Below are 19,372 nucleotides of genomic sequence, written 5' to 3' on the forward strand. Positions count from 1 at the left end.
TCGGCCCAAGAAATCCGGTTGCCGTATTTCTGCTTGATCGGCCACAGCAGGCGGCGCGCCTTATCGAGGTTGCCATTGTCCGGCCAGCTGTTCAGCGGCGCAAAGCGCTGGTTTCCGGTCGAGGCACCGCCGCGGCCATCCGCAGTCCGGTACGTCCCGGCGCTGTGCCACGCCATACGAATGAACAGGCCACCATAGTGACCGTAGTCGGCGGGCCACCAGTCCTGCGAGTCCGTCATCAGCGCATAGAGATCTTCTTTCAGCGCTTTATAGTCCAGCTTCTGGAACTCTTCTGCATAGTCAAAACCCGCATCCATCGGGTTCGACGCCGGCGCATGCTGGTGCAGAATCGACAGGTTCAACTGGTTTGGCCACCAGTCGCGGTTCGACCGCGTTCCGGCACCATGCATTACAGGGCAACCGCCCGTTTTGGGGTTATCACTTCCGTCCATGTCGATCTCCATTCCTGGCAAAATTCCGGCGTGGGTACGCCGCTGAAAACTCGGTCGATCAAGAACACATATAGATGACACTTTTACCCGACCAAGATGCGCCGTGTTTCAAGCACATCGCATGGGCGGATATCGGCGACTCTTCTGTCTTGTCACTGCAAGAAGTAGCAAATCACATTCATGCAAAAAAGTTTTGTTTAATGATGATTGTGATAGGTTAAAGTTATGATATTTTTAAACTCTGCCACGAACTCAGCCCCTCAGTGGTCACAACACCCAATAACCTTGGGTCACATCCAAGTTGCTCCGATTGTCTTTTACCGCTCCTCAGTCACAGTCTGTCACAGGGAGATGATGCGAGCCGCCCCATGCTCGCGTCCATGCGGGGAGAATCAGAATGGAATTCGACTATGTCATTGTCGGTGGCGGGTCTGCGGGCTCGGTCCTGGCCAATCGCCTGAGCGAAGATCCTGACACACACGTCTGCCTGCTTGAGGCAGGAGGGTGGGGCGACGGCATTCTGGTCCGCATGCCTTCTGCCGTGGTGGCCGCGCTGCCTGGGCGGCCAAAGATCAACAACTGGGCTCTTGAGACGGTGCCGCAACAGGGGTTGAACGGGCGCAAAGGCTATCAGCCGCGCGGCAAAGCGCTGGGTGGGTCCAGCGCCATAAACGCGATGCTCTACATACGCGGGCAGCGCCAAGACTACGACGGCTGGGCCGATCTGGGGTGCGAGGGTTGGGATTGGGACAGTGTTCTGCCCTATTTCAAGAAGTCCGAGAATAATGAAATGGGCGCAGACGACGACCACGGCGCCAGCGGTCCGTTGCAGGTATCCCACCAGAAAGAACCGCGCCCGATTACCCACGCCTTCGTCGAAGCGGCCGAACAGATGCAGCACCGCCGCACCGACAACTTCAATCGCGGCGACAATGAAGGCGTCGGCCTCTATCAGGTGACACAGTTCCACGACCCCGCCCGCAATGGCGAAAGATGCTCGGCCGCGGCGGCCTATGTATATCCTGTGATAGACCGCCCGAATCTGACGGTCATCACCCATGCCCACGCCAAAGAGCTGACCTTTGACGGCAAACGCGCGACGGGCGTCATATACAAGAGAAAAGCCAAAGGCCCCGACATCATGGTCAAAGCCCGGCGCGAGGTGCTGATCTGCGCCGGGGCCTTCATGTCCCCGCAACTGTTGCAAGTGTCTGGGATTGGTGACGGCGAGGATCTGAAGAAACACGGCATCAATGTGCGCCACAACCTACCGGGCGTGGGAAAGAACCTGCAAGACCATCTGGATTTCATTCTGTCCTACAAAACCAAGGACACCGACAATTTCGGGATCGGAGCCGCCGCAGGGGCCAATCTGATGCGTCACCTCTGGCGCTGGCGCAAAAACGGCGTGTCGATGGCCGCTACACCGTTCGCCGAAGGGGCGGCATTTCTGAAAACCTCTCCGGCACTGGATCGCCCGGACATACAGCTGCACTTTGTGATCTCACTGGTCGATGACCACGCCCGCAAGCTGCATTACGGCCACGGGTTCAGTTGCCACGTCTGCAAACTGCGTCCCGAAAGCCGCGGCACCGTCGGGCTGGCCAGCGCCGATCCCTTTGCCGCGCCCGCCATTGATCCGGCCTTTCTGTCCGACGACCGTGATCTTGAGACGCTGATCAAAGGCGCGCGCATGATGCGCGATATCCTTCAGGCTCCGGCGCTTGAGCCATACCGGCACAAAGAGATGTTCGGAACCGACACCGCCCAAACAGATGCAGATTGGGAGCGTCACATTCGCGCCCGCGCCGACACGATCTATCACCCGGTTGGCACCTGCAAGATGGGTGTAGATGAGATGGCGGTGGTCGACCCCCAACTGCGGGTCCATGGGGTCGAGGGGCTGCGGGTCATTGATGCGTCGGTCATGCCGACCCTGGTGTCAGGCAACACCAACGCGCCGACCATCATGATCGCTGAGAAAGCTGCCGATATGATCAAAGCCGCCGGATGAACCTCAGGCGTCTTTCATCAGGGCCTCCAGCCCGGCGCGATAGTCTGGGTACAAGAGCCGCACGCCCAGCTCATCCTTGATGCGATCATTCCTGACCCGCTTATTCTCGTTATAGAAACTGCGGGCCATTGGGGTCAGGTCAGCCTCGTCGAACGGAACCGCGGGGGGCAGAGGCAGGCCCTGCAACTCAGCGGCATAGGCGATCACGTCCTGAGGCGGCACCGGTTCGTCATCGCAGACATTGTAGATAGCACCGGGATTCGGGGCCGCCATTGAGGCCGCCAAAACCTGTGCGATATCAGCGACGTGAATGCGTGAAAACACCTGACCCGGCTTGATGATCCGGCGCATCCCCACGCGTTTGAGCTTGGAGAACGGGCCACGTCCGGGACCGTAAATACCTGCAAGCCGGAAAATGTGGATCGGCAGCCCGGGGACGCTCTGCCATTGCTGCTCGGCCTGCACGCGCCATTTGCCACGTTCAGCCGTCGGAGTCGCCGGGGTGGATTCGTCCACCCATTCACCCCGATGATCGCCATAGACTGCGGTTGTCGACAGATATCCGACCCATTCAAACTGTCCGGCCCGCGCGGCGATTTCATCCCTCAATCCCGCCAGCACCGGATCGCCATCAGCCTTAGGCGCCGTCGAGATCAGCAGATGCGTCACGCCCTCCAGATCGGGTGCCTGCCCCGGCCAGATCAAAGGCTCAGCGCCCGAGGCGCGAACAGTGGCGGATTGGGCCGGATCACGAGTGGTGCCGCGAATGCTCCAGCCCTGAGGTGTCAGCAGTCGGGACAAAGCCTGCGCCGAATACCCGTGACCAAATGAAAAGAGAGTACCTGTCATGCCGCCTTTGATGATCCGCAACGCAGCAGGATGCAAGCGCACAACCGGGAATACTTGATTCGAATCCCCCAATGCGCCTTTCTTTTAGGCATGAGTGAAAAGACACCCAATCTGCACGCCGCCTATGCGCTGGACTCTCCCGAGGATCACAAACGGCTTTATGCCGAATGGGCCGGAGATTACGACGACAGCTTTGCCGCGCTGGAAGATTATCAGCTGCATATCCACACCGCGCGCGCCTTTGTCGGCGCAGGCGGGCAAGGCCCGGTTCTGGATGTGGGCGCTGGCACCGGGTTGTGCGGTGCGGTTCTGGCCGGGCTGGGCGTCGGCCCAATCGACGCCACCGATATCAGCCCCGAGATGCTCGATGAGGCGATGCGCAAGGACATTTACCGGGACGCTATCGAAGCCGACCTGAACCAAGGCATTCCTGTACCGCGCGACAGTTATGCCGGGATTGTGTCCTCAGGCACTTTCACACACGGCCATCTTGGCCCCGAAGCCCTGCCCGCCCTGCTACGCATCGCCCGCCCCGGCGCGCAGTTCGCCCTGTCGATCAACGCGAAACACTATGAAAAACTGGGCTTTGCCGAGACCCTGCACAAACTGGCTCAAGGCCAAATTCAGAACCTGACCCTGCCCGAGGTGCGTATCTATGGCGATCTCGCCGCCGGTCCCAACAAGGACGACACGGCACTAATCGCGTTGTTCGAGCGGACCTGACCTTTACGTATACATCTGCTTCTTGAACGCGCGGGTCCGTGTGGTCGCCTCGGCTGATCCGTCGTGATAGGTGCCGAACCACTTGTCGAAAGGGATTTCCGAGGTGCCATAGTTGCACTCGAAATACCTGTGATGCAGCTGGTGGAAGAAGTCCCCAGCGCGGGCGGCATCCGTCTCACCGGCGCGCAGTTTCTCGAAACCAGAATGCGACAAAACCGGGCTGATTTGCTGGAAATAGGTGTGGAACAGCAGATGCAGCGGGTGCGACGGCACGATCAGGTGGATGAAGTAAGTGGTGAAATACATCAGGTTCTCATACCAATGGTTCGAAATTCCCGACCACGGCCCGATATTGACGTTGCGGTGATGCACGGCGTGGACGTGTTTATAGAGCTTCGGGTGATGCTCCAGCCGATGCACCCAATAGAAATGCAGGCCCGACCACATCGGGATGAAGGCCATCCACACAACACACCAGACCGGCGCGTTGGCCCAGGTGACGGTGGGGACGTAGCCATTCGCCATCGCCCAGTAGATGATCCACTGATACACCGTCGCGACCGTCATCGCGCTGCCCAGCGTCCACCAGATATTGTCCCAGACCTGATTGCGGAAGGTGAAGTTGCCGTTGTTCCGCGTTAGATCGCGGCGGTCGAACTTCTTGTACATGCCTTGCCCTTTGCGCATGTAGAGCCACCAGTGCAGCCCGCCCGCGACAAGGATCTGAGGTACCATGTTCAGCAACCAGATACGGAACATCCAGCCCGGCGCAAAGCTCTGCATCGTCTCTAACGCAGGGAAAAAGAAGGCATAGGCTGCCACCGCCAGTACCATGCACAATGTCAGCGCAGTGATTTGCAACCACGCGCCGCTATACCACTTCAGCACCGCTGCGGGGCGCGGCGGCCAGTTGAACAGCGGGTTCAAACTCACCGGCCCTTCGGGGTGATAGTGCCAGCGGGCGGATTCGGGGTCCTGAGTGGCGTCAGTCATGGCGGTACCCTTTATGTGGCATAGTCCGAGCCTTCGGCATCCAGCAGAGCTTTGATCTCACGCAGATGGGCCGCGGCCTGATCGGGATAGTCGTCGAGCTCTTGTGCAGTCTTTTCGGCAATCTCATCGGACAACACACGCAAAGGCTGGCCGGTTTGCAGAGCGCGGATATAGGTCTCAGCCGCGCGTTCGAAATAGTACAGTCGATTGAAGGTATCAGCCGGGTCGCTTCCGGTGACCAGCACGCCATGGTTGCCCATGATCATGACCTTCTTTTTCGGGTCCGACAGCATACCGGCACAGCGTTCGCCCTCACTCTCAAAAGCCAACCCGCCAAATTCGTTGTCAACGACATAGCGGTTGTAGAAGGTGGCCGTATTCTGGTCGATCGGCGGTAGAGTGCTATCCGCCAGAGACGCCAGAACGGTGGCAAAAATCGAATGCACATGCATCACGCAACGCGCATGAGGGCAGTGACGGTGAATCGAGCCATGCAGACCCCAAGCCGTCGGGTCAGGCGCACCGGGCTGAGACATGACCTCCGGGTCGTTGGCATCCAACAGCAACAGGTTTGACGCTTTGATCCGGGCAAAATGCATCTGGTTCGCGTTCATCAGAAACTGTGTGCCATCCTCATTCACGGCCAGGCTGAAGTGATTGGCAACGGCTTCATGCATATTCAGCCGCTCAGTCCAGCGGAAGGTGGCAGCAAGGTCGACGCGGTCCTCCCAGTGGTCGATATTGGGGCGCAGGTTTGTGACGGTCATGGCAAGCTCTCGGTTTGAGGGGCTGAGGTTTTTGAAAATCGTGCCTGTGCGGCAAATGTTTGACCAACGAAAAAAACGGACCTATTCCATTAGAAGAACTAATGGCAGAGTTATGCACATGCAGAAACCGCTTCCTCCGCTGGGCTGGCTGCGCACGTTCGAAGCCGCCGCCCGCCATCTGTCGTTTACCGGGGCGGCCCGCGATCTGAACATGACCCAAAGCGCGGTGAGCCAGCAGATCAAGTCGCTTGAGGGCTATCTGGGCCAACCCCTGTTCCTGCGCCGCCCGCGCGCTCTGGAGCTGACTGAGGCAGGCATCACCTATCTGCCCGTCGTGCGCGAGGCGTTTCGGACATTGGTGCGCGGCACGCAGGCGGTCACGGGGGCGCAGCAAAACGCGGTACAGGTGCAAAGCAACATCACATTTGCGGTCAACTGGCTGGCTCCGCGCCTGCCGCAGTTCCGGGCAGAGCATCCCAAAGTACAGTTGAATATCTTCACCGAGTTGTGGGAGCCGCGCGAAATGGCCGAGGGAGCCGCGGTTGAAATCCGCTATTCTCTACGGCCATCGGACACGGTGCGAACGGAATTGCTGCGAACCGATCATTACTACCCGGTCTGCGCTCCGGGATACGCAGTGACCTTGGACAATTTGCAACAACAGCCGCTTTTTGATTGCTCAAACCTTCTGTCGAATTGGGCAAATTGGGCGGAAGATCAGGCTCTAAATTGGGAAAATCCGCCGATCACCTATTCCACCACCTATTTGGTCAGTCTGTCCGTTGCGATGGCGGGAGGTGGCTTGTGCCTGACCCATGACACAATCGCGCGCGGGCTGATCGAGCAAGGACGGCTGGTTGCCCCGTTCGCCCATCGCGCCTCGATGCCCGAAGCTTATTACCTGTTGCTGTCCCCTCAGGCCGAAGAAACCCCTGGCGCGCTGGCATTTGCCTACTGGTTGCGCCGCGAGATGGAGGCTGATCGGCTGCGCTAATCCGGTGTTCTCCCGCCCATCGTCAATGCCGCTGACGCGGCATCTCCTCTGGTTGGGCCGGGCAGCGCTGGCGCGCTGCGTGACGGTTTGATGATAGCTGCTCGGCAGGGGTTGAACCTTTCCCCGCATTCGGGAAAGTTGAGCCATGGAATACACACCTTTCCCAAGCTGGCCCGATGTCGCCCCCCGTTTGATTGCTGTAGCCGCGGGACGGGAGGCCGCGGATATGGTCATCCGGGGTGGTATCTGGGTGAACGTCCACAGCCGTGAGACCTTGCCCGACCACGACATTGCCATCGCCTCTGGTCGTATTGCGTTTGTGGGGCAGGATGCATCGCATTGCATTGGCCCCGACACCCAAATCATCGAGGCGAAGGGCCGTTTTATGCTGCCCGGCCTGTGCGATGGGCATATGCACATCGAATCGGGAATGCTGACGCCGGCGGAATTTGCCCGGGCGGTGATCCCGCATGGTACCACCACAATGTTCACTGACCCGCATGAGATCGCCAATGTGCTTGGGCTGGACGGTGTGCGCATGATGCATGACGAGGCGCTGATGCAGCCGGTGAATATCTTCACCCAGATGCCGTCCTGCGCCCCATCCGCACCGGAGTTGGAGACTACGGGATATGAGATCACCCCGGAGGATGTAGCCGAAGCGATGAGTTGGCCCGGAATTATCGGGCTGGGTGAGATGATGAATTTCCCCGGCGTGATACATGGTGATCCGAAGATGCTGGCTGAGATTGCAGCGACGCAGCAGGCCGGGAAAACAGTTGGCGGGCATTACGCTTCACCTGATTTAGGGCCTGATTTCGCGGCTTATGTGGCCGGAGGCCCCGCAGATGACCACGAAGGCACCTGCGAGGCGGACGCCATAGCCCGCGTGCGGCAAGGGATGCGGTCGATGATGCGGCTGGGGTCGGCCTGGTATGATGTGGAAAGCCAGATCACGGCCATCACCGAAAAGGCTTTGGATTCGCGCAACTTCATCCTGTGTACGGATGATTGCCACTCGGGCACGCTGGTCAATGACGGGCATATGAACCGGGTGGTGCGGCATGCGATTGCCTGCGGGTGTGATCCGCTGGTCGCGCTACAAATGGCTACGATCAACACAGCGACGCATTTCGGGCTGGAACGTGAGATTGGGTCAATCACTCCGGGGCGGCGGGCGGATGTTATCCTGAGTTCGGACCTGAAGGAGCTGCCCATTGAGACGGTTATAGCGCGTGGTCAGATCGTGGCTGAGAACGGCGGAATTGCCGTGGATTGCCCGCATTTGAACTGGCCCGACACCGCCCGCAACACAGTGCATCTGGGCCATGCGTTAACCAGCACTGATTTTGAGGTCAAAGCCCCCGCCGGTGCGAACCGTGTGCAGGCAAACGTCATCGGCGTAGTCGAAAACCAAGCCCCGACAAAAGCGCTGAAATCTGAGCTGCCGATCATCGGCGGACTGGTCGAGGGCGAAGGCGAAGTCTGTCAGATCGCTCTGGTCGAACGTCACCGCGCGACCGGAGGGGTGACGAACGCCTTTGTCTCGGGCTTTGGCTATCAGGGCAGAATGGCGATGGCCTCGACCGTGGCCCATGACAGCCACCATATGATCGTTGTGGGGACCGACCGCGATCAGATGGCGCTGGCCGCGAACCGGCTGGCCGAAGTGGGCGGCGGTATCACCATCTTCCGCGACGGGCAGGAGCTGGCGCTGGTCGAGCTGCCGATTGCGGGACTTATGTCCGACAGCCCTGCAACCGATGTGGCCGCCAAGGCGGACCAAATGGTCGCCGCAATGCAGGCCTGCGGCTGCCGGCTGAACAACGCGTATATGCAGCACTCGCTTTTGGCCCTTGTGGTGATCCCGGAACTGCGGATCTCGGATCTTGGGTTGGTGGACGTGCGCACATTTGAAAAGATCGACCTTCTGGAGCCCCTTGCATGACGATTATCAGAACACCCGACGCTCCGACGCCCGAGAAGTTCACCGACCCTGCTGCAGCCGTTGCGCGCCTCGAATTGCTTTACCAACAGGCGACCGAATTCCTGTGCGACAGCTTTTCCAAAGCGATGCAGGGGGAGACTCCGACTGAACGATTCAGAGCCTATTACCCGGAAATTCGCATCAAAACCTCGTCCTATGCGCAGGTCGACAGCCGCCTGAGCTTTGGCCACGTGTCCGAACCCGGCACCCATGTTACCACTGTCACCCGGCCCGATCTGTTCCGTTCGTACCTGACCCAGCAGATCGCGCTGCTGATCAAGAACCACGATCAGCCGGTGACGATCGGTGCATCGAACACCCCGATCCCGGTGCATTTCGCGGTGGCCAACAACCCCGACCTGGTGGTGCCGCATCAGGGCGCCGCCGGGTTCACCCTGCGCGATGTGTTCGACGTGCCGGACCTGACCACCACCAATGATGACATCGTCAATGGCGTCCATGATACCGAAGATGAGGTCGGACCGCTGGCCCTGTTTACGGCACAGCGAGTAGATTACTCGCTGGCGCGGCTGTCACATTACACGGCGACCGACCCCAGCCATTTCCAGAACCACGTGTTGTTTACCAACTACCAGTTCTATGTCTCTGAGTTCGAGAATTACGCGCGCGAGCAACTGGCGGATCCTGACAGCGGCTATACCAGCTTTGTCTCCACCGGGAATGTCCAGATCACCACTCCGGACGGCGCGTTGGAGCAGCCCCTGAAGCTGCCGCAGATGCCGACCTATCACCTGAAGCGCGCGGACGGGTCCGGGATCACGCTGGTGAACATCGGTGTGGGGCCGTCAAACGCCAAAACCGCGACCGACCATATTGCGGTGTTGCGTCCTCATGCCTGGCTGATGGTGGGTCATTGCGCCGGACTGCGGAACACGCAGGCGCTGGGGGATTTCGTGCTGGCTCATGCCTATCTGCGTGAGGACAAGGTGCTGGACGATGACCTTCCAGTCTGGGTGCCGATCCCACCGCTGGCCGAGATTCAGGTGGCGCTCGAACGCGCCGTGGCTGAGGTCACCGAATTGGAAGGCTATGAGCTGAAACGGATCATGCGGACCGGCACTGTCGCCTCTGTCGACAACCGCAACTGGGAACTGCGGGATCAGTCCGGCCCGGTCCAGCGCCTCAGCCAATCCCGCGCGATTGCACTGGATATGGAAAGTGCCACCATAGCCGCAAATGGGTATCGGTTCAGGGTTCCGTACGGCACTTTGCTGTGTGTTTCGGATAAGCCGTTGCACGGCGAATTAAAGCTTCCTGGTATGGCTTCGGCGTTCTATACCACTCAGGTCAGCCGCCATCTGGCGATCGGAATACGCGCTATGGAACACCTGCGCGGCATGCCGTTAGAGCGTCTGCACAGCCGGAAATTGCGTTCGTTTGACGAAACGGCCTTCCTCTGAAGCAAAAAAGCAACGAAATCCCCCTATTTTTAGGGTTTTCCGCGCTACTATTCGTTGTGTTCGTCCACAATATCCCGTTACAGTTACGCGGTGAGGCCCTATTTATCGGGCACGTTAAGGAGACCAAGAAATGGCAAAGCCTATGACAAAGACTCAGCTGGTTGCTGCTCTCGCTGAGGAAATGGGAACTGACAAGAAAGCCGCAAACGCCGCGCTGGAGGCCGTGACCGGCCTGATCACCCGCGAAGTTTCCGCTGGCGGCGCTGTCACCCTGCCCGGCGTTGGCAAAATCTACTGCCGCGAGCGCCCCGAGCGCATGGTGCGCAACCCCGCCACCGGCGAGCAGTTCAAGAAAGAAGCCGACAAAGTGGTCAAGATGACCATCGCGAAGGCGCTGAAGGACAGCGTGAACGGCTAATCTCAGCTGTCACTGCGAAACGATTGAGGGCCGCCGGTTGGGGGCCCTTTTTCTTTGAGCCCATAGCGGCCGATGCTGCGGGTTGCACCAATGTCTGCAACGCAAAAAGATGCCTTTTCTAAGGCGTCGTGAAGGACACAGCGGCATGTCGTCATCTCATCTTAGTCGCTAACCCTGTCGTGCAGTTTTCCATGCGATCACCGCGGAACAGCCCTCAGTAGTGTTGGTGCGAAGCGGTAGGAAAGTCGCGCGCCGTGAAGCGTTGGTCGGGTTCTTCGCCAATGCGGGTGCGCTTGGAAGCGCGTCCATCACCGCAGGATACAGCAGGTTGTCTGCTTTTGGCGTATAATGCTTAGCCAAACAGACCGAATTGGGAGCGGAGTAACGATGGACGAAATCTACATCTTAAGGAAAGAGGACATTGAGGCGGTACAGGGTATGTCAAAAACCCACTTTCTCAACCCAAATGCCAAGCGCATCAACAAAAGCCTGGGAGATTTGACGGGCCTAACCGGGTTTGGCTTTCACCTTATCGAAGTAGAACCCGGATGTGACACGACAGAGCATCATCTTCACCATCATGAGGATGAGTGTGTTTTTGTGCTGGAAGGCGAGGCAACAGCCATGCTCGGAGACGAAGAGCACACCATCGGCCCTGGCGATTTCATCGGATATCGAAAAGGGGGGCTGGCTCACTCCATTCGAAATACCGGAAAACACACGCTAAGATGCATTGTTGTTGGAAACCGCAGCGCGCATGACGTCTGTGACTACCCTCAACTTGGCAAACGCATGTTCAGAAATGAGGGTATGCCTTGGGATATTGCTGATCTCGACGCTCTTGAAAATCCAAAAGAGGCCGGGAAGAAATAGGTTCCAGCTTCGTTAAAGCGGACCTCGGCACAGCCGCAGCAAAAGCTCACTTCGTCCCGCATTGCAGACACTGCCATGAATAGAAGCCATTAAAAAAGGGCGCCGAAGCGCCCCTATGTGTTTCTTTACCATGGTTGATCAGTGAACCGTCTCAACCTTGTGGAAGTCCAGATCGCGGTCTTCCGGCATCGAGTCGATGCTCAGCACCTCTTTGCGCTTGGTGATCAGGATGTAGACCACGCAGGCCAGATAGAGGCCGACGACCACGGCACCGATCCACTGGATCTGCAACCACTGGCTCTGGAACAGCAGGGTCAGGACAAACAGCAGTGCCACGTTGCCACCCACATAAATCGCCTTGCCGAAGCGTTCGACCGTCATGTTGAGGTTGTCGGTATAGAGCCTAATCAGCGAGTCCAGCGAGTTGATCACAAAGGTTACGCCTACGATCACCATCGCGATGTTGGTGATGCCTGCGGTGCTGATGTCGTTCAGGTGGTAGTAGTAGAGAACGGTAAACCAGATCGCCAGCGGGATCGACGGGAAGATCAGCAGTGCGGCCAGCAGTTGCCAGGTTTTCAGGCCACCGACAAAGCGCGAGGTGAACTGGCCGATCATGATCGACCATGCGAACCACCAGAACAGGTAGAAGGCGTGGTAGTCGGTCAGTGGCAGGACAAACTTGTGCAGATTGGTGAAGTACGCGCCGATATTGCTGCCGGTCTCTGCGAATCCGCCAAAGCCCATTCCAGCCGCGACCCACATACCGACGATCAATGTCAGGAACAGAAAGGTCGAGCCCACAGACAGGATGCGGACGTATTTAAGGTCGGTCGAGGAGTATGCCGCGGCCAAAATGACCACGAAAACGATGATATAGAAGGTTGTGACCACGGATTCGCCGTCTCCGACCTCGGGCAGGTAGCCCGGCAGGTAGATCAGGAACAGGCTTGCGGTGAAGGCGCAGGTTCCGATGATGACCACGTTGTTGATCAACTTGACCAGCGGGATTTCGAAGAACTTCACGCGCGGCTCAATCACACAGAAATAGAAGGCCGTCAGGAAGTAGAAGGCCCAGATCAGGAAACCCCAGAACCCGAACTCGATCGCCAGTGGGTTGGCGAAGGCATAGGCGGGGTCTTCGGCATATCCGCCAAACTCGGTCAGCGGGAACATGATCAGGCCGACATCCAGCCCGGATGTGAACAGGATCGCTATAAAGGTGAACAGGTGGACGGGCGTCACGCCGACGCAGCGCAGATTCCACCATTTCACGACAAAGAAAGCGACCAGGCCCAGGGCCAGCAAGACGCCGAATGACAGGATGTACTCCAACAACACTTAACACTCCTCCCTTTTTCTTATCGGTAAAGTGCCATCGCAGTTATCTTTAATTGGCCAGTCAATCAATAAAAACGTTAACGATTGTCCAGCTCCGCCGCAGATGTGTGTATTTTGGCAACCTAAGCTTGCAGCCAGATGGAAAATCGGGAACAGTCCGGGCCAAGTGACGGGAGGCCCAATGGATTTACGTGCGATCGCCATGGGGCTGATTTTTGCCTTCATCTGGTCATCGGCCTTTACGTCGGCACGGATCATCGTGGCCGATGCCTCACCTTTGTTTTCGCTGGCCTTACGGTTTCTGATCTCAGGCTGTCTGGGGGTCGCGATTGCCCGCGTCATGGGGCAAAGCTGGAACCTGACGCGCCCACAATGGCGCGCCACTATCCTGTTTGGAATCTGCCAGAATGCCCTGTATTTGGGTCTGAATTTCTATGCCATGCAGACGGTTGAGGCATCAGTGGCCGCAATCATCGCCTCGACCATGCCATTGCTGGTGGCATTGGCCGGATGGGTGTTTCTGGGGGAAAAACTGCGCCCCTTAGCGGTGATGGGCCTGTTCGCCGGGTTCGCTGGTGTCGCCCTGATCATGAGCACACGGATCGGCGGCGGCGTTGATCTGTTCGGCGTGACCCTGTGCTGTCTGGGGGCGCTGGCACTGACCTTCGCCACCCTGACCATTCGCGGGGCGACCTCGGGCGGGAATTTCATGATGGTGGTTGGGTTGCAGATGCTGGTGGGCTCGGCAGTTCTGTTCGTGGCCGCCCCTCTTTTCGAGACAATCTATATCCATCTGACCGTACCGCTCGCGCTAGCATTTACATACACGACCCTGTTCCCTGGCCTGCTGGCGACGCTGATCTGGGTTTTGCTACTGGACCGGATCGGGGCGACTCGTGCTGCGACCTTTCATTTCCTCAACCCGATCTTCGGCGTCACCATCGCTGCGATCCTGTTGGGCGAGAATCTTGGCCCGCTGGACCTGGTCGGTGTCGGCATCACGACTTTGGGTATTCTGGCAGTGCAGCTTTCGCGACAACCTGCTCAGGGCAGCAATCTTTCGACCTGACGCAACAGTTTGGGCGATTCCGGTTTGATATTGGCGCCAAAGGTGGCAACGACCTCGCCATCGGAATCTAGCAAAATCTTGTTGAAATTCCACCGAGGCACAAACCCCGTCTGCGTCGCAACCGCCAGATAGAAAGGATGGGCATCCGCGCCCTTGACCGGCGTGATGTCGGTCATTGGAAGGGTCAGATCATAGTTCAATTCACAGAACTCTTTGACCTCCGCCGCCGAGCCCAATTCCTGATTGAAGGAATCTGATGGCACTGCCAGCACCACCAAACCACGCTCGGAATAAATCTCATATACCTTTTGCAGAGCCGCATATTGTCCAGTGAATCCGCAATCCGAGGCGGTGTTTACCACCAACACAGGCTGACCTCTCCAATCCTCGATCGCGAAAGTGCCGCCGTCGATCGAGGCAAATTCACCGCTCAGCGGGGCCGCCTGTACGGCGCGGCCCAACAAAATCAATGCCGTTAGTACGAACAGTCTGATCATCGTCCAGCCTCCCTTTTTTCCTTTAACGCATGGAATACGTCAGCAGATCATTTTGCACGACTGCGCGAGTGCCTTGAAACAGGGGTTTGCTTTCCCTCTACTTACCCCCAGATTATGGCACAAAAGCAAAACGACCGGAGGAGCCATGACCCGATACACCAAATCCGCCGACGCCATCGCCGCCCTCTCGCCTGAAGAGTTCCATGTTACGCAGCGCAGCGGAACCGAGCGCCCCGGCACTGGCAAGTACCTGGGCAACAAAGAACCGGGCATCTATGTCGATATCGTTTCGGGCGAGCCGCTGTTTGCCTCGACCCACAAGTACGAGTCCGGCTGTGGCTGGCCCAGCTTTACTAAGCCGATCATCCATGAACATGTGGAAGAGTTCCGCGACACCACGCATGGTATGGTCCGCACCGAGGTCCGCTCGAAACATGGCGACAGCCATCTGGGGCATGTCTTCCCCGATGGTCCGCGTGAACACGGCGGGCTGCGCTACTGCATCAATTCAGCCGCCTTGCGGTTCATCCATCGCGATGAGATGGAGGCCGAAGGTTATGGCGAATACCTGATCCATGTGGAGGAAATCCAATGACTGAACAACGCGCTGTTCTGGCCGGTGGCTGTTTCTGGGGCATGCAGGACCTGATCCGCAAACTGCCGGGCGTGTCCCGCACCAGCGTCGGCTACACCGGGGGTGATGTCCCAAATGCCACCTATCGCAACCATGGCACCCATGCCGAAGGGATCGAGATCATTTTCGACTCCACCAAGATCACCTATCGCGAACTGCTGGAATTCTTCTTTCAGATCCACGATCCGACCACGCCAAACCGGCAGGGCAATGACCGCGGGATGAGCTACCGCTCGGCCATTTACTATCTGGATGACGACCAGAAACAGGTGGCAGAGGACACGATCGCCGATGTGAACGCCAGCGGCCTTTGGCCCGGCAAAGTGGTGACCGAGGTCGAACCCGTTGGTGATTTCTGGCAGGCCGAGCCCGAACATCAGGATTACCTTGAGCGTATCCCGAACGGCTATACCTGCCACTTCCCGCGCCCCAATTGGGTTCTGCCCAAACGCGACGCAGCTGAATAACCGGGCAGGGGCCCTTTTGGGGGCTACCCCGTCGCCACGCGGGGCCGTCCGCTGGCTTCGACGGTGATCATCGCCTCGACGAATACCTCCTGCGCCTCAACTCGGGCCGTGCGGATATCCCGGTCGACGACAACCCGGATGTCCGCAGCCCCGGCCTGACGTACGGCGCCCTCCGCCTCGGTTCGCAGAACGGATTCCAGTAGGTCCAACGCTTTGTCGGACTCGGTGAAATCCTGCGGGCCGTCTTCCAGATGCACTCGGAAGCGCCCCTCGGATGGTGACGTCACGGTGCCTGAGCGGCGCAGGGTCAACCGCCCGACAACCGCGCCGATGGCATTTGCGACCCCTGCATGTTCAGGCAGGATCATGCGTGCGTGCAGCTTTTCCCCAACCGCCGGATAATAGCTGGGGGCTGACGCGCCCAGTCCCACCACGTCTACGTTCAAGGCCGCATCCAGGGCCAGCAGCCCACGATGCCGTGCCAAGCCTTTTTGCGTCAGCACATGCCGGGCCAAATCAGTAGCGGAAACGCCGAAATCATCTGCTTCTTCGGCAAAAGCAGTCTCTAACAAGGTCAAAGCGGTCTGATCGGTTAGCTGGTCGACAATCATTTGCGCCAGCTCTTCCGGCCCCGAGGCCAGCCTGTCCCCGGTTCCGACCCGTTTGCGCGCCACCAGTTCCAGCGCCTTACGGGCAGCCTCGGCATCCCAGGCATCCAACCGGCCAAGCACATGGCTGGCATCCGACGGCGTCACCCCAGACACCTGAACGATCCCACGATCCACCAGCCGCGTGAGCGCGCCGTTTTCCATCCGGGTACGCAACAGGTCGCTCAGCGGCAGCACCTTGTCCCCCAGCCGTTGCAACAGCGCGTCTTCCCGCGCGCCCAACCCTTCGGCATGAATGCCGGGAACCCGGCGCGCGAACCGCGTGTCATGTTCCCCAACCGTTGTGGCCCGCAACTGCGTGTCGAGCACCGCATGCACAACTTCGGGCGCCTCGGATGCAATCAGGGACACGGGCAAAACTCGCCTCGGGCCAAGGAAAACGCCGCCGCCCAGCCCTTCGGTCACAACCTGCACCTGACTGTCACCGCCTAATCCATGCGTACGCATCGCTACGGCTTCGACCATGGTGCGGAACCCACCGACCTGCGCGCCCGAGGGATCAATGGCCGGTTTCCCATCGCGGATCAGCGCCACATCCGTGGTCGTTCCCCCAATATCCGACACCAATGCGTTTTGGGTCCCCGTCAGCCAGCTTGCCCCCACAATCGAAGCAGCCGGGCCGCTGAGGATCGTCTCAATCGGTCGTTCCCGCGCCTGCTCGGCGCTCATCAACGCGCCGTCGCCGCGCACCACCATCATCGGCGCCGTAATGCCCAGCTCCAGCAAGCGATCTTGTGCTCGCCCGATCAGCCGGTCGATCATCCCGATCAAGCGCGCATTCAACACCGCCGTCACCGCCCGCTTTGGACCGTTCAGCTTGGCCGACAAGTGGTGCGAGCATGTCACGGGCGCGCCGGTCTTTTCGGCGATCACCCGCGCCGCTTCAAGCTCATGCGCAGGGTTTCGCGTGGCAAACTGAGCGGCCACTGCGAAGCCAGATATGCATTTATGAGAGTCTAATAACGCCTCAATCGCCGCCGTATCCAACGGCGCGGCTTCACCTCCGGCATGGCTATGTCCACCTGCAACCACAAGCGCCGGATCGCCCTTCAACGCATCCCGCAACCCGTGCCTGTCCAGGTCTCCTTCCTTGAACCCGATATAGACCAACGCCACACGCCCGCCCTGTCCTTCGACCAGAGCATTTGTGGCCAGAGTGGTCGACAAAGATGCCATCGAGATCTGCTCCGGCTTGATCCGTGCCGCATCCAGAACCGCTTGAATCGCCTTGCCCACGCCAATCGCCAGATCGGCCCGCGTGGTCAGAGACTTGGCCGAGGCGATCACCTCTTTCTCATCCCGGATCAGCACCGCATCTGTATAGGTTCCGCCCGTATCCACACCCAAAGCCAGCGCCATCGGGTTCTCCTTCCTGTTCGCTGAAGAGGGGTGTAGCGGTTTGAACCGACACGTCCAGCCTGTTTGCGGCACTTACGACAGTTGTTCGACCGCCCAGCGCGCGGCATCGGCCACCGTTGGGTCTGGGTCATCGGTCAAACCCTGCGCCGACGGGCGCAGATCAACCTGCCCCGAGTTGCCGATGGCGTACAATACGTTCCGCACAAACCGGTCCCGACCGATCCGCTTGATCGGCGACCCGGAAAACTTCGCGCGAAACGCCATATCGTCCAACGCCGCGAGTTCCGCCAATGACGGGGCCTTCAGATCATCGCGCGCAGCGTACCGCATATCACTTGCAGCAACGGCAAATTTGTTCCAAGGACACGCCGCCAGACAATCGTCACACCCGTAAATCCTGTTGCCAAGCTTGGCGCGCAATTCCTCGTCAACCGGCCCCTTATGTTCAATCGTCAGATATGAAATGCACCGCCGGGCATCCAGTTGATACGGCGCAGGGAACGCGTCCGTCGGGCAAGCCTGCAAGCAGGACCGGCACGAGCCGCAATGATCCGCCTCTGCCATGTCCGAAGGCAGGTCCAGAGTGGTAAAAACAGACCCTATAAAGGCCCAATTCCCCCAATCCCGGCTCACCAGATTGGTGTGTTTTCCCTGCCATCCCAAACCTGCCGCCTGGCCCAACGCCTTTTCCGGCACCGGGGCCGTATCGACAAAAACCTTCACCTCGCCACCCGCCTCGGCAATCAGCCAGCGGGCCAGACGTTTCAGGCGCTTCTTGACCAGATCGTGGTAGTCCTTGTTCTGGGCATAGACGGATATCGCGCCCCGGTCCGGATGATCCAAAACCTCTGTCGGGTCATGATCAGGCGTATAGCTTTCGGCCAGCATTATCACCGACTGCGCCTCGGGCCACAGCGCCGCCGGGTCGCCCCGCCAATGGGTGCGCTCGGCCATCCAGCCCATCTGCCCATGATACCCGGCCTGCAAAAACGCCTCGAGCCGAGCGGGAACTTCTGGCACATCCCATGGCCGGCACACTCGGCAAGACACAAAGCCTTCGCTCAGCGCCTGCGCCACCAGCTTTTCTTTTATCCCTGATCCACTCTTCATCTGGCCAAAAATATCCTCGGGGGTCCGGGGCAGACAGCCCCCGGTCCGACCCTGAATATCAGAAATCCAGATCAGCGTAATGAGGCGGCGGCCGGAACCCCGGCACCTGATCCGCCAAGATCGACCGGAAAGCCGGGCGGGACTTGATCTTGGCATACCAGTCCTTCACCGCCTGCGACCGGTTCCAATCCACGTCTGAGATATAATCCAGTGCCGACAAATGCGCCGCGGCTGCAAAATCCGCCAGCGTCATCTGATCCCCGGCCAGCCAGCGGCGGTGATCCAGCAACCAGGCCATGTAGTCCAGATGATATTTGATCGCCCGCGCGCCTTCTTTGACGTTTTTGCTGTCCGGGTACCCCTCGCCCGTCACTTTCTTGTTCACGCGCTCATACAGCAGTTTCGCCGTCACCTCGTGATGGAACTTGTCATCAAACCATCCGACCAGACGCCGCACTTCGTACCGTGCTTCGGGTTTTTTTGGCATCAAAGGGGGCTCTGGGCGCGTATCCTCGATATATTCGCAAATGGCTGCACTTTCCGACATCATCTGCCCATCCAGCCGCAAAACCGGAACCTTTCCGGCAGGGTTGCGGCGCAGGAAATCCGGGTCTTTCTCCCAGTATTTCTCTTCTACCAGCTCAACCTCGATCTTCTTTTCCGCCAGTGACAGGCGGACCTTGCGGCAATAGGGGGAAAGGGGAACGTGAAACAGTCGCGCCATGGGCTTCCAATC

The 19,372-nt window shown here is 58.9% G+C and carries 19 protein-coding genes (1 of these 19 running past the window's edge); 10 read left to right on the top strand and 9 right to left on the bottom strand.

The features are described 5' to 3' along the window. On the bottom strand, positions 1 to 452 hold the start of the coding sequence (katG, locus tag ACOQOY_RS10940) for a catalase/peroxidase HPI (RefSeq protein WP_420585452.1). 1,747 nt of this gene lie to the left of the window's left edge; only the first 452 of its 2,199 coding nucleotides appear in the window; it begins with the start codon at positions 450 to 452; its stop codon lies off the left edge, out of view. Positions 453 to 849: 397 nt separating this feature from the next. On the opposite strand from katG, the gene ACOQOY_RS10945 reads away from it, so the two are divergent. Continuing rightward, positions 850 to 2,466, top strand: a complete 1,617-nt coding sequence (locus tag ACOQOY_RS10945) for a GMC family oxidoreductase (RefSeq protein ID WP_420585453.1) — start codon at positions 850 to 852, stop codon at positions 2,464 to 2,466. A gap of 3 nt (positions 2,467 to 2,469) precedes the next feature. Here ACOQOY_RS10945 and ACOQOY_RS10950 read toward each other — a convergent pair whose 3' ends face one another. Beyond that, on the bottom strand, positions 2,470 to 3,315 hold the full coding sequence (locus tag ACOQOY_RS10950; protein ID WP_420585454.1) for an SDR family oxidoreductase: 846 nt from the start codon (positions 3,313 to 3,315) through the stop codon (positions 2,470 to 2,472). A gap of 90 nt (positions 3,316 to 3,405) precedes the next feature. On the opposite strand from ACOQOY_RS10950, the gene ACOQOY_RS10955 reads away from it, so the two are divergent. Beyond that, entirely contained in the window at positions 3,406 to 4,038 is a 633-nt protein-coding gene (locus ACOQOY_RS10955) for a class I SAM-dependent DNA methyltransferase (protein ID WP_420585455.1), read from the top strand. 3 nt (positions 4,039 to 4,041) lie between these two features. On the opposite strand, the gene ACOQOY_RS10960 is transcribed toward ACOQOY_RS10955, so the two are convergent. After that, the gene (locus tag ACOQOY_RS10960; protein WP_420585456.1) at positions 4,042 to 5,031 is read right to left on the bottom strand and encodes a sterol desaturase family protein; all 990 of its coding nucleotides are present in this window, start codon (positions 5,029 to 5,031) and stop codon (positions 4,042 to 4,044) included. An 11-nt stretch (positions 5,032 to 5,042) separates the two neighbouring features. Next, the gene (locus ACOQOY_RS10965; RefSeq protein ID WP_420585457.1) at positions 5,043 to 5,798 is read right to left on the bottom strand and encodes a class II aldolase and adducin N-terminal domain-containing protein; all 756 of its coding nucleotides are present in this window, start codon (positions 5,796 to 5,798) and stop codon (positions 5,043 to 5,045) included. Between the two features lie 118 nt (positions 5,799 to 5,916). Between ACOQOY_RS10965 and ACOQOY_RS10970 the strand changes: the two genes are divergently transcribed. The 5 genes from ACOQOY_RS10970 (at position 5,917) to ACOQOY_RS10990 (ending at position 11,491) form a co-directional block, all read left to right on the top strand. Beyond that, a complete protein-coding gene (locus tag ACOQOY_RS10970; RefSeq protein WP_420585458.1) occupies positions 5,917 to 6,792 on the top strand; it encodes a LysR family transcriptional regulator in 876 nt (291 codons plus the stop codon). Positions 6,793 to 6,937: 145 nt separating this feature from the next. Then, a complete protein-coding gene (gene ade, locus ACOQOY_RS10975) occupies positions 6,938 to 8,740 on the top strand; it encodes an adenine deaminase (RefSeq protein WP_420585459.1) in 1,803 nt (600 codons plus the stop codon). Further along, positions 8,737 to 10,200, top strand: coding sequence for an AMP nucleosidase (locus tag ACOQOY_RS10980; RefSeq protein WP_420585460.1), 1,464 nt, complete (start codon positions 8,737 to 8,739; stop codon positions 10,198 to 10,200). Before ade ends, ACOQOY_RS10980 begins: the two co-directional genes overlap by 4 nt. 130 nt (positions 10,201 to 10,330) lie before the next feature. Next, the gene (locus tag ACOQOY_RS10985; protein ID WP_170349467.1) at positions 10,331 to 10,618 is read left to right on the top strand and encodes an HU family DNA-binding protein; all 288 of its coding nucleotides are present in this window, start codon (positions 10,331 to 10,333) and stop codon (positions 10,616 to 10,618) included. 387 nt (positions 10,619 to 11,005) lie between these two features. Continuing rightward, positions 11,006 to 11,491 (top strand): cupin domain-containing protein, encoded by a 486-nt coding sequence (locus ACOQOY_RS10990; protein WP_420585461.1) that lies wholly within the window; start codon positions 11,006 to 11,008, stop codon positions 11,489 to 11,491. A gap of 138 nt (positions 11,492 to 11,629) precedes the next feature. Here ACOQOY_RS10990 and ACOQOY_RS10995 read toward each other — a convergent pair whose 3' ends face one another. Further along, entirely contained in the window at positions 11,630 to 12,826 is a 1,197-nt protein-coding gene (locus ACOQOY_RS10995; protein ID WP_420587236.1) for a BCCT family transporter, read from the bottom strand. A gap of 187 nt (positions 12,827 to 13,013) precedes the next feature. Between ACOQOY_RS10995 and ACOQOY_RS11000 the strand changes: the two genes are divergently transcribed. After that, a complete protein-coding gene (locus ACOQOY_RS11000; protein WP_420585462.1) occupies positions 13,014 to 13,901 on the top strand; it encodes a DMT family transporter in 888 nt (295 codons plus the stop codon). Here the strand turns inward: ACOQOY_RS11000 and ACOQOY_RS11005 are convergent. Further along, positions 13,877 to 14,398 carry a glutathione peroxidase gene (locus ACOQOY_RS11005; RefSeq protein ID WP_420585463.1) on the bottom strand — a complete coding sequence of 174 codons (522 nt, stop codon included), beginning with the start codon at positions 14,396 to 14,398 and terminating at the stop codon, positions 13,877 to 13,879. The genes ACOQOY_RS11000 and ACOQOY_RS11005 overlap by 25 nt on opposite strands. A 145-nt stretch (positions 14,399 to 14,543) precedes the next feature. Between ACOQOY_RS11005 and msrB the strand changes: the two genes are divergently transcribed. Together msrB and msrA are read left to right on the top strand one after the other, a co-directional pair. Continuing rightward, a complete protein-coding gene (msrB, locus tag ACOQOY_RS11010; protein ID WP_420585464.1) occupies positions 14,544 to 14,993 on the top strand; it encodes a peptide-methionine (R)-S-oxide reductase MsrB in 450 nt (149 codons plus the stop codon). After that, positions 14,990 to 15,499, top strand: coding sequence for a peptide-methionine (S)-S-oxide reductase MsrA (msrA, locus tag ACOQOY_RS11015; protein WP_420585465.1), 510 nt, complete (start codon positions 14,990 to 14,992; stop codon positions 15,497 to 15,499). The genes msrB and msrA overlap by 4 nt, the downstream gene beginning before the upstream one ends. 23 nt (positions 15,500 to 15,522) lie before the next feature. Here the strand turns inward: msrA and ACOQOY_RS11020 are convergent, their stop codons facing one another. From ACOQOY_RS11020 to ACOQOY_RS11030, 3 genes are all read right to left on the bottom strand, one after another. Next, a complete protein-coding gene (locus tag ACOQOY_RS11020) occupies positions 15,523 to 17,526 on the bottom strand; it encodes a hydantoinase/oxoprolinase family protein (RefSeq protein WP_420585466.1) in 2,004 nt (667 codons plus the stop codon). Positions 17,527 to 17,598: 72 nt separating this feature from the next. Then, entirely contained in the window at positions 17,599 to 18,636 is a 1,038-nt protein-coding gene (gene queG, locus ACOQOY_RS11025) for a tRNA epoxyqueuosine(34) reductase QueG (RefSeq protein WP_420585467.1), read from the bottom strand. 58 nt (positions 18,637 to 18,694) lie between these two features. After that, positions 18,695 to 19,360, bottom strand: coding sequence for a glutathione S-transferase family protein (locus ACOQOY_RS11030; RefSeq protein WP_420585468.1), 666 nt, complete (start codon positions 19,358 to 19,360; stop codon positions 18,695 to 18,697). Positions 19,361 to 19,372: the final 12 nt, after the last annotated feature.

Origin of the sequence: Ruegeria sp., from assembly GCF_965221235.1 — a bacterium.
GTDB lineage: Bacteria > Pseudomonadota > Alphaproteobacteria > Rhodobacterales > Rhodobacteraceae > Ruegeria.

What these genes read in the sequence shown, in the direction of transcription:
- ACOQOY_RS10985 (WP_170349467.1), top strand. Translation starts at nt 10,331, where the DNA reads ATGGCAAAGCCTATGACAAAGACTCAGCTGGTTGCTGCTCTCGCTGAG.
- msrA (WP_420585465.1), top strand. Translation starts at nt 14,990, where the DNA reads ATGACTGAACAACGCGCTGTTCTGGCCGGTGGCTGTTTCTGGGGCATG.
- msrB (WP_420585464.1), top strand. Translation starts at nt 14,544, where the DNA reads ATGACCCGATACACCAAATCCGCCGACGCCATCGCCGCCCTCTCGCCT.
- ACOQOY_RS10945 (WP_420585453.1), top strand. Translation starts at nt 850, where the DNA reads ATGGAATTCGACTATGTCATTGTCGGTGGCGGGTCTGCGGGCTCGGTC.
- ACOQOY_RS10950 (WP_420585454.1), bottom strand. Translation starts at nt 3,315, where the DNA reads ATGACAGGTACTCTCTTTTCATTTGGTCACGGGTATTCGGCGCAGGCT.
- ACOQOY_RS10980 (WP_420585460.1), top strand. Translation starts at nt 8,737, where the DNA reads ATGACGATTATCAGAACACCCGACGCTCCGACGCCCGAGAAGTTCACC.
- ade (WP_420585459.1), top strand. Translation starts at nt 6,938, where the DNA reads ATGGAATACACACCTTTCCCAAGCTGGCCCGATGTCGCCCCCCGTTTG.
- ACOQOY_RS11005 (WP_420585463.1), bottom strand. Translation starts at nt 14,398, where the DNA reads ATGATCAGACTGTTCGTACTAACGGCATTGATTTTGTTGGGCCGCGCC.
- ACOQOY_RS11000 (WP_420585462.1), top strand. Translation starts at nt 13,014, where the DNA reads ATGGATTTACGTGCGATCGCCATGGGGCTGATTTTTGCCTTCATCTGG.
- ACOQOY_RS10970 (WP_420585458.1), top strand. Translation starts at nt 5,917, where the DNA reads ATGCAGAAACCGCTTCCTCCGCTGGGCTGGCTGCGCACGTTCGAAGCC.
- ACOQOY_RS10960 (WP_420585456.1), bottom strand. Translation starts at nt 5,031, where the DNA reads ATGACTGACGCCACTCAGGACCCCGAATCCGCCCGCTGGCACTATCAC.
- ACOQOY_RS10990 (WP_420585461.1), top strand. Translation starts at nt 11,006, where the DNA reads ATGGACGAAATCTACATCTTAAGGAAAGAGGACATTGAGGCGGTACAG.
- ACOQOY_RS11030 (WP_420585468.1), bottom strand. Translation starts at nt 19,360, where the DNA reads ATGGCGCGACTGTTTCACGTTCCCCTTTCCCCCTATTGCCGCAAGGTC.
- ACOQOY_RS10955 (WP_420585455.1), top strand. Translation starts at nt 3,406, where the DNA reads ATGAGTGAAAAGACACCCAATCTGCACGCCGCCTATGCGCTGGACTCT.
- ACOQOY_RS10965 (WP_420585457.1), bottom strand. Translation starts at nt 5,798, where the DNA reads ATGACCGTCACAAACCTGCGCCCCAATATCGACCACTGGGAGGACCGC.
- ACOQOY_RS11020 (WP_420585466.1), bottom strand. Translation starts at nt 17,526, where the DNA reads ATGGCGCTGGCTTTGGGTGTGGATACGGGCGGAACCTATACAGATGCG.
- queG (WP_420585467.1), bottom strand. Translation starts at nt 18,636, where the DNA reads ATGAAGAGTGGATCAGGGATAAAAGAAAAGCTGGTGGCGCAGGCGCTG.